Annotated in this window: 11 protein-coding genes; 4 read left to right on the forward strand and 7 right to left on the reverse strand. The window is 41.3% G+C overall.

The annotated features are described in order from the left end of the window. Positions 1 to 20: 20 nt before the first annotated feature. A complete protein-coding gene (locus NDQ71_RS04935; protein ID WP_024602346.1) occupies positions 21 to 1157 on the forward strand; it encodes an ISAs1 family transposase in 1137 nt (378 codons plus the stop codon). Positions 1158 to 1197: 40 nt separating this feature from the next. On the opposite strand, the gene NDQ71_RS04940 is transcribed toward NDQ71_RS04935, so the two are convergent. The 7 genes from NDQ71_RS04940 to NDQ71_RS04970 form a co-directional block, all read right to left on the reverse strand. Then, a complete protein-coding gene (locus NDQ71_RS04940; RefSeq protein ID WP_192540776.1) occupies positions 1198 to 2022 on the reverse strand; it encodes a M90 family metallopeptidase in 825 nt (274 codons plus the stop codon). A gap of 152 nt (positions 2023 to 2174) precedes the next feature. Beyond that, positions 2175 to 3236, reverse strand: a complete 1062-nt coding sequence (locus NDQ71_RS04945) for a M23 family metallopeptidase (protein ID WP_301562369.1) — start codon at positions 3234 to 3236, stop codon at positions 2175 to 2177. 118 nt (positions 3237 to 3354) lie between these two features. Further along, positions 3355 to 4491, reverse strand: a complete 1137-nt coding sequence (locus tag NDQ71_RS04950; RefSeq protein WP_024602346.1) for an ISAs1 family transposase — start codon at positions 4489 to 4491, stop codon at positions 3355 to 3357. A gap of 369 nt (positions 4492 to 4860) precedes the next feature. Beyond that, positions 4861 to 7770 (reverse strand): ligand-binding sensor domain-containing diguanylate cyclase, encoded by a 2910-nt coding sequence (locus tag NDQ71_RS04955; RefSeq protein WP_192540774.1) that lies wholly within the window; start codon positions 7768 to 7770, stop codon positions 4861 to 4863. Between the two features lie 185 nt (positions 7771 to 7955). After that, positions 7956 to 8591, reverse strand: a complete 636-nt coding sequence (locus NDQ71_RS04960) for a CatA-like O-acetyltransferase (RefSeq protein ID WP_064667487.1) — start codon at positions 8589 to 8591, stop codon at positions 7956 to 7958. Between the two features lie 125 nt (positions 8592 to 8716). Continuing rightward, positions 8717 to 9757 carry a Glu/Leu/Phe/Val dehydrogenase gene (locus tag NDQ71_RS04965; protein WP_064667488.1) on the reverse strand — a complete coding sequence of 347 codons (1041 nt, stop codon included), beginning with the start codon at positions 9755 to 9757 and terminating at the stop codon, positions 8717 to 8719. Positions 9758 to 10160: 403 nt separating this feature from the next. Then, on the reverse strand, positions 10161 to 11687 hold the full coding sequence (locus NDQ71_RS04970; protein ID WP_064667489.1) for a fumarate hydratase: 1527 nt from the start codon (positions 11685 to 11687) through the stop codon (positions 10161 to 10163). 164 nt (positions 11688 to 11851) lie between these two features. Here NDQ71_RS04970 and pabB point away from each other — a divergent pair, with 164 nt between their 5' ends. The 3 genes from pabB (at position 11852) to NDQ71_RS04985 (ending at position 15264) form a co-directional block, all read left to right on the forward strand. Then, the gene (pabB, locus tag NDQ71_RS04975; protein ID WP_192540773.1) at positions 11852 to 13198 is read left to right on the forward strand and encodes an aminodeoxychorismate synthase component I; all 1347 of its coding nucleotides are present in this window, start codon (positions 11852 to 11854) and stop codon (positions 13196 to 13198) included. Between the two features lie 5 nt (positions 13199 to 13203). Beyond that, entirely contained in the window at positions 13204 to 13788 is a 585-nt protein-coding gene (locus NDQ71_RS04980) for a CoA pyrophosphatase (RefSeq protein ID WP_192540772.1), read from the forward strand. A gap of 99 nt (positions 13789 to 13887) precedes the next feature. Beyond that, positions 13888 to 15264: an L-serine ammonia-lyase gene (locus NDQ71_RS04985; RefSeq protein ID WP_192540771.1), complete on the forward strand. Its 1377-nt coding sequence runs from the start codon at positions 13888 to 13890 to the stop codon at positions 15262 to 15264. Positions 15265 to 15298: the final 34 nt, after the last annotated feature.

Genomic DNA, 15298 nt, shown 5'->3' on the forward strand with positions numbered 1-15298 from the left:
TCACCTTGGTCACGTAAAATATGAGCGCTACTTTTCTGAAACACTTTAATTCAATTACCGATCCTCGCATTGAACGCTGTAAAAAGCATGAGCTTATCGATATTCTCCTTTTAGCCATTAGTGCAGTAATCTCCGGTGCACAAGGATGGGAGGATATTGAAGACTTTGGGCATCTAAAACTTGATTGGTTAAAAAGATATGGCGCTTTCAACGCGGGTATTCCAAGACACGACACCATAGCCCGTGTCATTTGTCGGTTAAAATCAGATGAAATAGAGCATGCATTTCAATCTTGGATATCTTCACTTATTGAAACCACGGGTGCTGATATTATTGCTATGGATGGAAAAACTGCACGTCGTTCATTTACAACCAAAGATAGAAAAAGTGCTTTACATACCGTCAGTGCATGGAGCTGCCAACACCAGTTAGTTTTAGGGCAAACAGCCGTTGATAGCAAAACAAATGAAATCACAGCCATACCTGAGTTACTCACCATGCTAGATATTGAAAATAGCATCATTACACTTGATGCTATGGGCTGCCAGCAAGAAATAGCGAAACAAATAATTAAACAAAAAGCTGATTATATCCTAGCGCTCAAAGGTAACCATTCAGGTATGCAGAGTGAATTAGAAGCTTGGTGGCACAAGAGTGAGCGCGAAGGATTGACCAATAGCAACTATGATAAACATACCGAAATAAGCTCAGGGCATGGGCGCATTGAAACAAGGGTTTGTCAGCAATTGCTTATTGATAAAAGCTGGTTAGATAAAATCTACCAATGGTCTGGCTTAAAGAGTGTTATTCAAGTAACCGCTGAGGTTCACGATAAATCATCAGGTACAGACACGATAGAAACGCGTTGGTATATTAGTTCGTTAGCGTTAGGTGCGGAGCAAGCACTTAATGCGGTACGAAGCCACTGGCAGGTTGAAAGTATGCATTGGATGTTGGATATGAACTTTAGGGAAGATGAATCAAGAATCCGTAAGAAGCAAGGACCCCTTGTTTTTAACGTAATGAGAAAAATAGCCATGGCGTTATTTAAACAAGATACAACTAAAACAGCCAGTATGGCGAGAAAAAAGAAAATGGCAGGGCTAGACGATGATTATCGCTCAACCCTGTTAGAATCTGGGATTAAAATGCGCTAGCCGTGCCAGCGATATCTGATAAAGCGCAGGTATTTGGCGGTTAATGCCATTTTATCGGGTCAAACTGATAATAACCGACCAACAAACTGTATATTTCAGGGTCGTAATGGCGCAGCTCGGCGGGTTTTTCAAGAAAGGTTTCAGTGACTACAGCAAAAAATTCGGCTTCATTAGTCGCGCCATAACTATGAATAACATGGGGCATATTATAAGCCACGTGGGTTTTTAACTGGTTATAGGCACGGCTAAAAACACGTCCCCATTGTTGATAATCAGTTTGCTTTGCTAATAACGGCGTGCCGGTTGTTTTTCCTGTTTCTTGATCAAGTTGATGAGCAAACTCATGAAACACTAAATTATGTCCGTCACTGGGCAAACGGTTACCTTCTAAGACATCATGCCAGCTCAGTACTAAAGTGCCGCCAGGCCACGACTCTCCTTGGCGTACCGTATTGTGATAACTTACCAGCCCAGCATTGTCACGGGACGTTTGTGGGGCATAATATGCACTAGGGTAAAGCAAAATCTCTTTCACATTTTGATATAAGGGCCATGGTTTGTTGAGCACTAACACGCATGCGTCAGCTGCAACTATCAGCTTCATGGCATCATTTAACTGTAAACCATCACAGCCGATAAAACGTTTCTCATTTAAAAACCACACAATATGACGCTCTAATTTCTCACGATCGCTATCGGTCATTCTTTGGTAGATAGGCATACAACGCAGTAGCAAGGATTTTTGTTTGTCATCTAAACGGTAATCTCGGTATTTCTTTTGCCACAGTCGATTTTGAATTACCGGCCATCGCCAATAAACAGCCACAAACGCAATTAGCGCCAGTATTAATAATCCATTTACCATATGAGTGTCCACTAAAAAGCTATGCAGTATTAATATGTCCGTTGGCTGGTAAATTCAATTAGTTAACTACAAATAAAACGCCGCATATCCATTTAGGAGCTACGGCTCCTTGGCATGCTGTTAACCTAAATACAGGTTAACAGCTTGTAGAATTAACGATACAGTGGCTGCCATGCGCAGGTTTTATAACCATAACGCTCGAAATAGAAGCGGTTACAGTTATCGTCATAATTACTGTTACCTACATCAATACGATGGCCACTGATGTACTGATTGTGCAGTGACACCTGCTGACCGTTATACAACAGTGTGAAGTGTACATGCGGGCCTGATGATTGACCGCCTTCACACAAAGCCTGATTATAGTTGTTAGCATAACGGCCAAGCCATGCGCCAGGTTGTACATAATCACCACTGGTATATTGTAAGTTAGACATATGATAATAGTTGGTTGCATAACCACTGGAGTGCGTTACACGAATATTGCACGATGAAAAACGCGTGACTGTGCCGCCATGAGCCGCTTGTACGTATGGTGTATTACTGCCCCAGTTACCCGAACCATTGTTAAAATCAAGTGATGAATATGGATAACCAGAGCCTGTATTTGAATGAGCACCACCGCTATACCAGTAACCAGATGGCCAAGGTAAATTCATAGAAAAGCTGGCAGCAACGAATTGTTGTTCAGCACTTTGCACTGTGCTTTTTGATGAGTGTTGTAACTGCGCACTACTTTCGGGAAATAAACGATCAAAAGTGGCCAAAAAAACGGTTAAATCGTCATTAGAGTGATTAACGATATCCTGATCCACTGCCAATTTATTACGTTTTTTAAATACACTAACCAAGGCCGCAGTTGCTGCAGTACTGCTATTACTACTCGCCTGATTAGATATAGCTGTACTTGTATATTTTGATGTTATTGCCGTCACTTGGCTATCTTGCCACTGTTTGTAAGCATAAAACCGCTGGCTTAATTTTGTTACTAAATCTTCTACTTGCGCGTCAAAACCCTGCTCATCAGATAAACCTATTAACGGAGCTGCGAAATCAGCATCAGGGTTAGACAGCAAACCACTTTGCTGCTCAATCAAGGCTAGAATGATTTTCGGGTTAATACTGGTGTAACCTGCCCAATGCAAAATAAGCTCTTTTTTATCTTCTAGTGCAGGGGCATGTAGAGCAAAAAAATTATCCCAATCTTTATTCAATAATTCATTATTGAATACAAACTGAGTATCATCAACAACCAGTAAAGCATTTAATTTTAGTGATTCAATAGACTGAGCTGTAAACGAAAAATCATCGTGCTTATGCCCTTCAGCACGGCTAGCGCATTTTAATCCCAGATTCTAACAGGGTTGAGCGATAATCATCGTCTAGCCCTGCCATTTTCTTTTTTCTCGCCATACTGGCTGTTTTAGTTGTATCTTGTTTAAATAACGCCATGGCTATTTTTCTCATTACGTTAAAAACAAGGGGTCCTTGCTTCTTACGGATTCTTGATTCATCTTCCCTAAAGTTCATATCCAACATCCAATGCATACTTTCAACCTGCCAGTGGCTTCGTACCGCATTAAGTGCTTGCTCCGCACCTAACGCTAACGAACTAATATACCAACGCGTTTCTATCGTGTCTGTACCTGATGATTTATCGTGAACCTCAGCGGTTACTTGAATAACACTCTTTAAGCCAGACCATTGGTAGATTTTATCTAACCAGCTTTTATCAATAAGCAATTGCTGACAAACCCTTGTTTCAATGCGCCCATGCCCTGAGCTTATTTCGGTATGTTTATCATAGTTGCTATTGGTCAATCCTTCGCGCTCACTCTTGTGCCACCAAGCTTCTAATTCACTCTGCATACCTGAATGGTTACCTTTGAGCGCTAGGATATAATCAGCTTTTTGTTTAATTATTTGTTTCGCTATTTCTTGCTGGCAGCCCATAGCATCAAGTGTAATGATGCTATTTTCAATATCTAGCATGGTGAGTAACTCAGGTATGGCTGTGATTTCATTTGTTTTGCTATCAACGGCTGTTTGCCCTAAAACTAACTGGTGTTGGCAGCTCCATGCACTGACGGTATGTAAAGCACTTTTTCTATCTTTGGTTGTAAATGAACGACGTGCAGTTTTTCCATCCATAGCAATAATATCAGCACCCGTGGTTTCAATAAGTGAAGATATCCAAGATTGAAATGCATGCTCTATTTCATCTGATTTTAACCGACAAATGACACGGGCTATGGTGTCGTGTCTTGGAATACCCGCGTTGAAAGCGCCATATCTTTTTAACCAATCAAGTTTTAGATGCCCAAAGTCTTCAATATCCTCCCATCCTTGTGCACCGGAGATTACTGCACTAATGGCTAAAAGGAGAATATCGATAAGCTCATGCTTTTTACAGCGTTCAATGCGAGGATCGGTAATTGAATTAAAGTGTTTCAGAAAAGTAGCGCTCATATTTTACGTGACCAAGGTGATTATTATGCCTTGATCTGATCACTACATATTCTATAAGTTCAATTTATAATGATCTTGCCGTGTGCCCTTCAGCAAACACCACAGGTGACACACCTAAGGCACTTGCTAATGCAATATTAATTATATTATTTTTCATCTTTTGTTCCTTTTCCAGAGTAAAAATCCCTAACTGGGAACAAAAGGTATAGCATCAAGGTTAAAATTATGTTAATGAAATGTTTTTATGCTTGCATAAATATATTTTATGTACCTGATATAGTGCAGCCTGTAGCGAGTTTTCTTAGCTATAAACAAAATGTACAAAATGCACACAATTATTAATTGCAAAAAATCATGCAAAGGTTTCAACTACCCAACAGTAAATGTTTCAGCAGATGTTACCTCCACCCTATTTCGACCATTACTTTTTGCTTTATATAATGCCTGATCTGCTTGCGCTAGTAACCGATCATAATCATTAACAGTCAATGAGTCTGCTACACCAAAGCTAACCGTAACAGTTAGCCCACTGGCAATATTTGAGAAATCGTAGTTTGCAATTTCCTGGCGTAGCTCTTCACACAATTGCGCGGCTTGTTGCGCAGTTTTATTAGGGAATAGTAACGTAAATTCCTCACCACCCCAGCGAGCGACAAGACTCGCGTTATTCTCACCACACTGGCTTAACAGGTGAGCAACGACACAAATTACCCGATCGCCAATAATATGTGACCAGCCATCATTAATTCGTTTGAAATGATCGATATCCATAATCGCAATAGCCAAAGGTAAAGCTTGCTGTTTAAAGTCGGTAAAGTTATCAGCTAACCAGCTATCAAAAGCACGACGATTTGGTAAATCCGTCAACTGGTCATGAGTTGCTTGATGCGCAAATGCATCCGTTTGTTGTTGTAAGTCTCTGGTTTGTTGCTCAACACGAATAGTGAGCTGTTTTTCAATGTTTTTATAATGATAAAGACGATATTGATACACGCCGTATGCAAGCACTAGTAACGAAAAAAACATCACCAGTTTGAAGCTTGTTTTTTGCCAAAAATATGACTGAATAACAAAGTTAACGGTTTTATAATTATCTTGCCACGGACTATTTGGGTATCCCGCTCTTACCATAAAAGTGTATTTACCCGGCGCAAGGTTTGTATATTCTGTAATTGTTAAGCGCTGACGATTAACCCATTCATTATTATAACCCAGTAATTTTGTTTGGAAATTGAGTCTCTGCGGCATAATAAAACTCAAGCCAGCATAATGAAATGATAACCGCGACGTACTTGGCGGTAAAAATAAGACTTCTTCGTCGTATAATAAGGGGGTATTTTTACCATCAACGTATAAATTTTCAATGACTGTTGGCAGTGATATTTGCGTGGTTTTTTTTATACGCTCAGGGATAACTGTACTGGCACCTTGCGAAGTCGCAAACCAAATACTGCCGTCGTTATGCAGTGTTGCAGCTGGGTTAGAACCACCATTAGCCTGGGCGCTAAGCATACCATCACCTTCATCATAGAGCTGGTACTGTAATTTTTGGCCCCTCGTGTTGATTGGATCATCTAAAAAATCATTCACTTGTTGCTGCTTAACTTGAATAATACCGCGGTTACTCGACAGCCAAAACAAGTCGCTTTGCGCCACTAACTGAAAGAGCTTATCAACCGGTAAGCCTTGCTCACGGCCCAACATAGCAATATCGCCCGTGATAACATTAAAGCGAATTAAACCTCTGTCTGTGGTCATCCACATAAAACCTTGTTGAGCGTAAAAACCAAATGCATATTTTGCATTAAATTGTTTAGGAAATGCCTGCCCTTTAAATTCTCCAAGCGCGCTATTAAACATGGCAACACCTACACCTGTGCCAACCCAAATATTGCCATGGCTATCAAGAGCAAGCGCCATAATAAAATCACCTGGTAGCCCTTGCTTGGTTGTAAATTGAGTTAATGAACCATCAGCATCGATACGTGTTAAGCCTGCAGCAGAGCCGACCCATAAGCGCTGTTCATTATCAAACAAAAGAGCTCTAACTTCGTTACTAAGCAAACCATTATCACGATTAATGACTGGGTAGATTTTTTTATCAATAACGCGCATTAAACCGCTGGTATAAGTACCAACCCACACATTGCCTTGATTATCTTCAGCTAAGCTGAGAATGGATAAAGGATCCTGATCAAATGCGGGTTTTATCAGCTCAACTTTATCATTAATAATACGATTTAAGCCTAAACTACTGCCCACCCACATACTGCCATCTGCGCGAGACAGCACACTGCGTACATAGTCCCCGTTGAGCCCGCGTTTTTTTGTCCATGACGAAAAAGGCGCTTCCCGTAATCGATAGACACCGCCGTTGGTGCCAACCCAGATACTTTTTTCACGATCTTGCATTAACGATAAAATACGATTTGCCGGCAAACCAGCCTCGGCATCCAGTTGCTCTAAGCCTATTTCACTGAGCCTAAATAGGCCTTTATTTATCGTACCAAACCAAATGTCATCATGATCATCTTGTAACAAGCTAGAAATAGACTCCCCATCAAGTTGATGGATGCTTTCAAACATATCACCCACTAATCGCCACGCACCTTTTTCACCAGCGACAATAAGTTGGCCTTGCTTAGTTAATAATAAAGAGTAAATAGAATTATTCGGTAACCCGCTATTTGCTGTGACTAACTGTGCTATTTTATTTTCAATTCGATACAAGCCATCACTGGTAGCGGCCCAAATCAAACCATTGTCATCTTCAACTAATCTATATGCGCTTAGATTGACTAAAACCTGATGTTCAGGCCCATTATCAAACTCACGATATGTCACCCCTTCGCCTTCAAGTGCTAACCACATTTCACCAGTGCGCGTTTTTAATATGTAATTGACCATCGCTGACGCATCATTTTGCGCAATCCACTGTCGCTCTTTTAAATGACCAACACCACCGCGTGCACCTGAAATATACAAACTGCCATCAGCTTGGGGGGCTAGGCTGCGTAAACCAGAATCAGGTAAACCAGTTATTTCTGAGCGAGTAAATAACTTAAATTCACGCCCATTAAAACGGGCTAGCCCTTCCCAAGTCGCAATCCACACATAGCCATCGTTGGTTTGTGCAACACTATTAATACTATTGTGAGGTAAACCTGAGCGGGTATTCCATGTTTCAGCGAAATAATCATTAAGAGGTAAACGAGTTTGTTCAGCAGCCAGGCTACTGAACATAACAAAAATGAAAAAGCAAAGACCTGAACGAATCATTACACTAAACGCCTTTGTAATTATGGCGGGCTAACAACTTAGCACTAACACAAACTAAATTAATAATGATTTATTGGTAGTTAATTATCATTATATTTCACTATTCGGTAATTATACTAACATAGTCTTAATTTTATTTTCATTAACTAAATAACACAATTTGTTTACGTCTAAACTAAACGGCTCTAAACACAAAAATCATCAATACAGCGTTGCAGTTGTTCAATAAACTTAGCCACATGCAATCCATCCATTAAGGCATGATGCACATCTATAGAAAACGGCATTTTCCCCGTTTTAGCATTAAACTTACCAAACACTAGTTTAGGAATACCAAAATTATCACTTTGGCTAAAGGCATGCGAGAAACTCATAAAATCCAACCATGGTAGTACTGAAATATGCAGCAAGTCGGCCTGTCCCTCAGTGCATGCAAACGCTTCGGAAAATAAGGGTTGTTGTTTTGTTGCCAGACTCACAGCACGTGCATGAACTTGAAAATCAGCAAAGCTTTGCTTTGGTAACAAATAACTAAAGCGAAAAGTATCATCATCGGCAAGTTCAACCACACTGGCTCGTTGCGCTGTTAATTGCCAAGGCATGTTATCTATGATGCGCAACAACATTGGCTGATAAGCATTACTCGCCTGTAGCGCTGCATAAATATACGCATGAAAAAATGAATATTGTTGTGCCTTACAGTACTGATAAAGTGCTGCCATATCGAGCTGTACACAAACATTAAAATAAGGTTGGGTAAACTCTTTAAACAAAGAGAAATGTTGTTGGCGAGGCCAAGAAGTTAAATCTATTGGAGTCATTATTTTAAAATTAAACAGCTTAGGGTAAGCGTATCGTGAGGGATTTATTGGGTAAAGTAAAGGCGTGCAATTGCACGCCTATATACCAATCGGCTTAAATATTTAACACGATTGGTATTCGGCTATTATAAACCGTTTTTGATGATCTCTTGTGCTAGCTCATCGGCAATTAAATGCGTTGATTTTTGCTCTTTTTCACTGCGTGCAAAAATTTCAGTTAGAGTAGCATAAATCCCTTCAACATGTTTATTTGACGCTTCAACAGAGTAACCTTCTGGCGCAGTTTCATAATAAACATTAATAATACCGCCAGCGTTGATCACATAGTCTGGGGCATACAAAATGCCTTTTTCACGAATAATTTCACCGTGACGCGACTCTGCTAATTGGTTGTTCGCACACCCTGCAATAATAGTCGCTTTAATACGAGGGATCGTTGCATCATTAATTGTTGCGCCCAATGCACACGGTGCATACACGTCTACATCAAGGTCATATATTTCATCAATGCTCACCGCAGTTGCTGCAAAATCATTTACAACACGGTCAATCGCGACTTGATTGATATCAGTAACAAACAAAGTTGCACCGGCTTCATGTAAATGTTTACATAAACCATAAGCAACGGCACCTAAACCTTGCACGGCGACTTTAATACCGGTTAGGTCCTGATGGCCACGTTGATGCTGTAAAGCAGCTTTAATACCTAAAAATGTGCCGTAGGCAGTAAAAGGTGATGGATTGCCACTTTTACCTTCAAGGCCTAATACGTAGTTGGTTTCTTTATTCATAATGGCAACATCATCACAAGTGATATTAACATCTTCGGCTGAATAATAGCTGCCATTTAAACGTTCTAATTGACGCCCAAAGGCACGGAATAACTGCTCTGATTTAATCTCTTTTGCATTACCGATGATCACTGACTTTCCACCACCAAAAGGCAGGCGTGCTACTGCATTTTTATAGGTCATACCTTTTGATAAACGCAGGGCATCTACTACTGCGTCGTCGTCACTGGCATAATCCCACATTCTGCATCCGCCTACAGCTGGGCCTAGGTTAGTATTATGAACGGCAATAATTGCTCGAAGGCCTGATTCTTTATCTGCACAAAAAACCACTTGTTCGTGGTTATCAAAGTCAACTTGATTAAACACAGCCACTTTATCTTACTCCGAAATTTGTAACCCGTGAGAGGGTATGCACGCTGAAATTGCCGAGACTTTATCACTTCAAATTGCGCCTTACCACTATATGAGATGATAAAACTAATCAAAATAAAGAAACATCATAAAAAAATGAAATAAAGCCAATAACCAGCATATTTAATTCATAAAAAGTACGGCATACAAAATATAAATGCAGAATAAATGAAAAACCATCATCATAGCTTTACGTGAACGTAAAAGGCAAGTTTAGTGTAAAGTAAATATTACAACCAGAAAATCGATACTATATGTTTAAATAGAGTGAGTTATGTAGAGGTTTGCGGAAATTATTAAAACTGGTCAGATCTGACCGGCGGTATTTAACATTTGCTAAATACCGCACAGAATCAGCGACGGATTATTTTAACTTACCGTCTAGCTCTTCAATTTTAGCTTTCCAAATCGCAGGGCCTTGCGTATGCGCATTGGCGCCTTCGCTATCAACTGCAACGGTAACTGGCATATCTTCTACTTCAAACTCGTAGATAGCTTCCATACCTAAGTCTTCAAACGCCACAACGCGGGCTTTCTTGATAGCTTTAGATACTAAGTATGCTGCACCACCCACTGCCATCAAATACACTGACTTATTGTTTTTGATAGATTCTACAGTTGCTGGACCACGCTCTGCTTTACCAATCATACCAATGATGCCGGTTTTCTCTAACATCATGTCAGTAAATTTATCCATACGGGTAGCCGTTGTAGGGCCTGCTGGGCCTACCGCTTCATCACGTACCGCGTCAACTGGGCCAACGTAGTAGATAAATTTATTATCAAAATCAACGCCCTCTGGTAAACCTTCGCCTGAGTTGATCATATCTTGTAAACGTTTATGCGCCGCATCACGGCCAGTTAAAATAGTGCCTGACAATAATACTGTCTCGCCCATTTTCCATTCACGGGTATCTTCTTTAGTTAACGTATTTAAATTAACACGACGTGTGCCTTCACCTACCTCAAACGTTACTTCTGGCCAATCTTCAAGTTTTGGCGCTTTTAAGTTCGCAGGGCCTGAACCATCAAGGGTAAAGTGAACATGGCGAGTCGCTGCACAATTAGGGATCATTACCACAGGTTTTGATGCTGCGTGAGTCGGCGCAGTTTTGATTTTCACATCAACGACCGTAGTTAAACCACCGAGGCCTTGTGCACCAATGCCCAGTTTGTTTGCACGTTCAAAAATATCTAAACGTAATTTTTCTTCCGTAGTTTCGGCGCCACGTTCCATAAGCTCATGGATATCAACAGGATCCATTAGTGATTCTTTTGCAAGCACCGCTGCTTTTTCAGCTGTACCACCAATACCTATTCCCAACATGCCCGGTGGACACCAACCAGCGCCCATCGTCGGTAAAGTTTTTTCAACCCATGCTGCTACGTCATCAGATGGGTTTAGCATCACCATCTTGGTTTTATTTTCAGAGCCGCCGCCTTTAGCTGCCACCATGACTTCAACTTCGCCTCCGGCCACTAAATCAATGTGAACTACAGATGGCGTGTTGTCTTTGGTGTTTTTACGTGTACCAGCAGGATCTGCAACAATCGATGCACGTAAAGGGTTATCTGGGTTCAAATAAGCACGACGCGTTCCTTCATCAACCATTTGTTGTACGGTTAAATCTGTTTTATCCCACTTCACATCCATGCCAACTTTTACAAAGCAGGTGATAATGCCAGTGTCTTGGCATAGTGGACGCTTACCTTCAGCCGACATACGCGAGTTAATTAGAATTTGCGCGATGGCATCTTTCGCTGCTTTACTTTGCTCTTTGTTATAGGCTTTTTCGAGTGCTTGTACAAAATCAAGTGGGTGATAAAACGAAATATATTGCAGAGCATCTTCAATGCTATCAATAAAGTCTTGCTGACGAATTGTACTCATAGGGGTTCCTTAAGTTACCTTTACGTATTTATACACGTAACATAAATCAAACCGTGACGGTGGTTTGTAACAGCCTTTGTTATTCACTAAACGCTGCCAAAAAATTTTAACTTATGATACCCTCCCAGCCCGTTTCGAGCCAGTTTTTCAGGGTAAAAAAATAGATGATAAAGCAACAAAAAACCTGTATTCAATTAGACATTTCGCTCAACTGTGTAGAGGTTTTCGCTTATTTTGCTGATTTACCTTATGCAATACTGCTCGACTCTGCCAATAGCGAGCATGTAAATAGCCGTTATGATCTTATTGCGATAGCGCCTAGCCTACGCCTTGAGGTTAAAAATAATCACACCTATATTAATGACAAATTGACAACGCAAGACAGCTTCAGCGTCATCCAAAGCGAGCTTGCCAAGCTTGATAACAGTAAAGCACAGCACGACTTGCCGTTTAGTGGTGGTTGGCTGGGTTATTTTGGTTACGATTTAGGTCGCATAATTGAGCACTTACCAAAACAAGCTATTGATGATATTGCCATGCCACAAATGGCAATTGGCTTATATCCTGACGCATTAATTTACGACAAACAACGCGGCCATTGGTTTTATATCGCGCAGCCAAATATTGATAGGCAGGCCCTGTATCTTGATCCGTTAGCAACGCAAGTGCCTGTTTATCCTGAGTTTGAAATAACCCGTGACTGGTCCTCCAATATGAGCCTTGCTCAATACAGCGATAAATTTGCCAGAATCCAAGCCTACCTAAAAAGTGGTGATTGCTACCAAATAAACTTAGCACAGCGCTTTTCGGCGCAATATCAAGGCTCGCCGTGGCAAGCGTATTGTACGCTTAGAGAAGCCAACAAAGCGCCATTCTCTAGTTTTATAAATCACCCCGATGGCGCTATTGTGTCTATTTCACCAGAGCGGTTTATCGCCATCAAGCAAGGCCACATTGAAACTAAGCCTATTAAAGGCACCTTGCCGCGCTGTAAAGACGCGCAAGAAGATGCCGCACAAGCCACTCGCTTACAAAATTCAGCAAAAGATCGCGCCGAGAATGTGATGATTGTAGATTTACTGCGTAACGATTTAGGTAAAGTTGCCAAGCCAGGCAGCGTACACGTACCTTCGTTGTTTGCAATTGAGAGCTTTCCAGCCGTGCATCATTTAGTTAGCACCGTGACAGCACAGTTAGCCGATGATAAAACCGCGGTTGATCAGCTCAAAGCTGCTTTCCCCGGAGGCTCTATTACTGGCGCACCAAAAATACGCGCGATGGAAATTATTGAAGAATTAGAACCGCATCGCCGCAGTATTTACTGTGGCTCAATTGGTTACTTAAGTGCATGCGGCAACATGGATACCAGCATTACCATTCGCACCTTAGTCTGTCATAATCAACATATTTATTGTTGGGCTGGCGGCGGGATTGTGGCAGACTCTCAAGTGGATTTGGAATACCAAGAAACTTACGATAAAGTAAATAAAATTTTGCCTTTATTGAAGTAACCCATTTGAATAGCCAACAGCTTATAGCTCGTTTTCAGCTAACGGCGCCTAATACTGACATTCCAGCGCATCATGCTTATTTACAAGGTACTCAACGAGCCAGTGCCGTGATGCTGCCCTTGATTGATATCAACAACATTGCGCACATTTTATTATGTAAACGTCCAACCTTTTTAAATCATCACCCTGGCGAAATTTGTTTGCCTGGCGGTAAACATGAACACAGTGACATCGATTTACGCAACACCGCCCTACGCGAGCTACATGAGGAGCTTAATATTGCTCCTGAGTATGTCAGTGTGATTGGCCAATTACCCGATTACTCTACCCTTACAGGATTCACCATTACGCCATTTGTTGGTGTGCTCGCAGCAAACACCCAGTGGCATCCCGATCACAATGAAGTTGCGGCAAGTTTTTTACTACCCGTAAATACTTTAGCGAATGTAAACAATTGGCAACCCTTACATTTTGAACGACGCGGCAAGGTAATTACTTTACAAGGCTTTTCAACCCCTTACGGACTACTTTGGGGGGCAACGGCTAACATTATAAAAAACTTTACAAAACAGCTCACCATACCAGTTTAAATCTCTGTCGCAAAGGGTTACAAGGGTACAATTACGCGTTATTATGTGCGACCGTTCAAAGGCAGCAATCGTGCTGAGTAAAAGTAGAGTAAAGTTATTATGATCAGTGCATTCGATATGTTTAGTATTGGCATTGGCCCGTCGTCTTCACACACAGTCGGTCCTATGCGTGCATCGCGTTTATTCGTTAACGAACTACAACAAAAAAATTTATTAACCGATGTCACCAGCGTTAAAGTTGAGCTATATGGTTCATTAGGCCAAACTGGTATTGGCCATGGCTCTGGTAAAGCCGTTATTTTAGGGCTTGCGGGTTATGACCCGGAAACCATAGATGCCGATTTAGTTGACGACATTCTCGCTAAAATTGAAAACGAACAAGTTATCTATTTAAATCAAGTTCATAAAGCGAAATTCCCTAAACAGGGAGCGATCGTATTTCATCGTCGTAAAACCTTACCTAAACACTCAAATGCAATGGAGATCATTGCATTCAAAGGTGACGAAAAACTCCATAGTAAAGTGTATTACTCAATCGGTGGCGGTTTTATTGTAACTGATGAAGAATTTGAAAAAGAAAAACAAGCAGCGCTGGATATTCGCGAAGAAAATCCCGCACCGTATCCTTTTGGCAGTGCCAAAGAACTGCTTGAGATGTGTAAAGAATCAGGTTTTAGCGTATCTAGCCTGATGATGAAAAATGAAAAAACGCTGCGTACTGAAGATGAAATCAAAGATGAACTATTCAATATTTGGCAAGTAATGAAAGCCTGTATTGAACGCGGTATGCGCACCGAAGGTATTTTACCCGGCGGTTTAAAAGTAAAACGCCGTGCTCCGAGCTTGTATTTAAAGCTCAATATTGAAGTAAGTAACGATCCACTGCGAGCAATGGACTGGGTAGACTTATTTGCCCTTGCCGTTAATGAAGAAAACGCCGCAGGTGGTCGTGTGGTTACAGCGCCAACCAATGGCGCAGCGGGCATTCTACCTGCCGTATTAATGTACTATCACACCTTTATTAAAGAAGTAGACCGCGATATTGCAACCCGCTATTTACTCACCGCCGCTGCGATTGGCATCTTGTACAAAAAGAATGCTTCGATTTCAGGCGCTGAAGTTGGCTGCCAAGGCGAAGTCGGTGTTGCTTGCTCTATGGCTGCAGGCGCACTGACAGAAATTATCGGGGGCAGTGTATTACATGTTGAAAATGCCGCCGAGATTGGCATGGAGCATAACTTAGGCTTAACCTGCGATCCGGTCGGTGGTCTAGTACAAGTACCTTGTATAGAACGTAATGCAATGGGCGCTATCAAAGCGATTAATGCCTCACGTTTAGCTATTCGTGGTAGTGGCGAGCAAAAAGTATCACTGGATAAAGTGATCAAAACCATGCTCGATACAGGTAATGATATGAAAACCAAATACAAAGAAACCGCACGGGGTGGTTTGGCTGTTAACATTATTGAATGCTAATTTTTTAGGATGATAAAAAAGCCGCATTATGCGG

It is taken from the genome of Pseudoalteromonas sp. KG3 (assembly GCF_030436385.1).
In the GTDB taxonomy this organism is placed as follows: domain Bacteria; phylum Pseudomonadota; class Gammaproteobacteria; order Enterobacterales; family Alteromonadaceae; genus Pseudoalteromonas; species Pseudoalteromonas prydzensis.

Coding starts and splice junctions, on each gene's coding strand:
- NDQ71_RS04935 (WP_024602346.1), top strand. CDS start 21: ATGAGCGCTACTTTTCTGAAACACTTTAATTCAATTACCGATCCTCGC.
- NDQ71_RS04940 (WP_192540776.1), bottom strand. CDS start 2,022: ATGGTAAATGGATTATTAATACTGGCGCTAATTGCGTTTGTGGCTGTT.
- NDQ71_RS04950 (WP_024602346.1), bottom strand. CDS start 4,491: ATGAGCGCTACTTTTCTGAAACACTTTAATTCAATTACCGATCCTCGC.
- NDQ71_RS04955 (WP_192540774.1), bottom strand. CDS start 7,770: ATGATTCGTTCAGGTCTTTGCTTTTTCATTTTTGTTATGTTCAGTAGC.
- NDQ71_RS04960 (WP_064667487.1), bottom strand. CDS start 8,591: ATGACTCCAATAGATTTAACTTCTTGGCCTCGCCAACAACATTTCTCT.
- NDQ71_RS04970 (WP_064667489.1), bottom strand. CDS start 11,687: ATGAGTACAATTCGTCAGCAAGACTTTATTGATAGCATTGAAGATGCT.
- pabB (WP_192540773.1), top strand. CDS start 11,852: ATGATAAAGCAACAAAAAACCTGTATTCAATTAGACATTTCGCTCAAC.
- NDQ71_RS04985 (WP_192540771.1), top strand. CDS start 13,888: ATGATCAGTGCATTCGATATGTTTAGTATTGGCATTGGCCCGTCGTCT.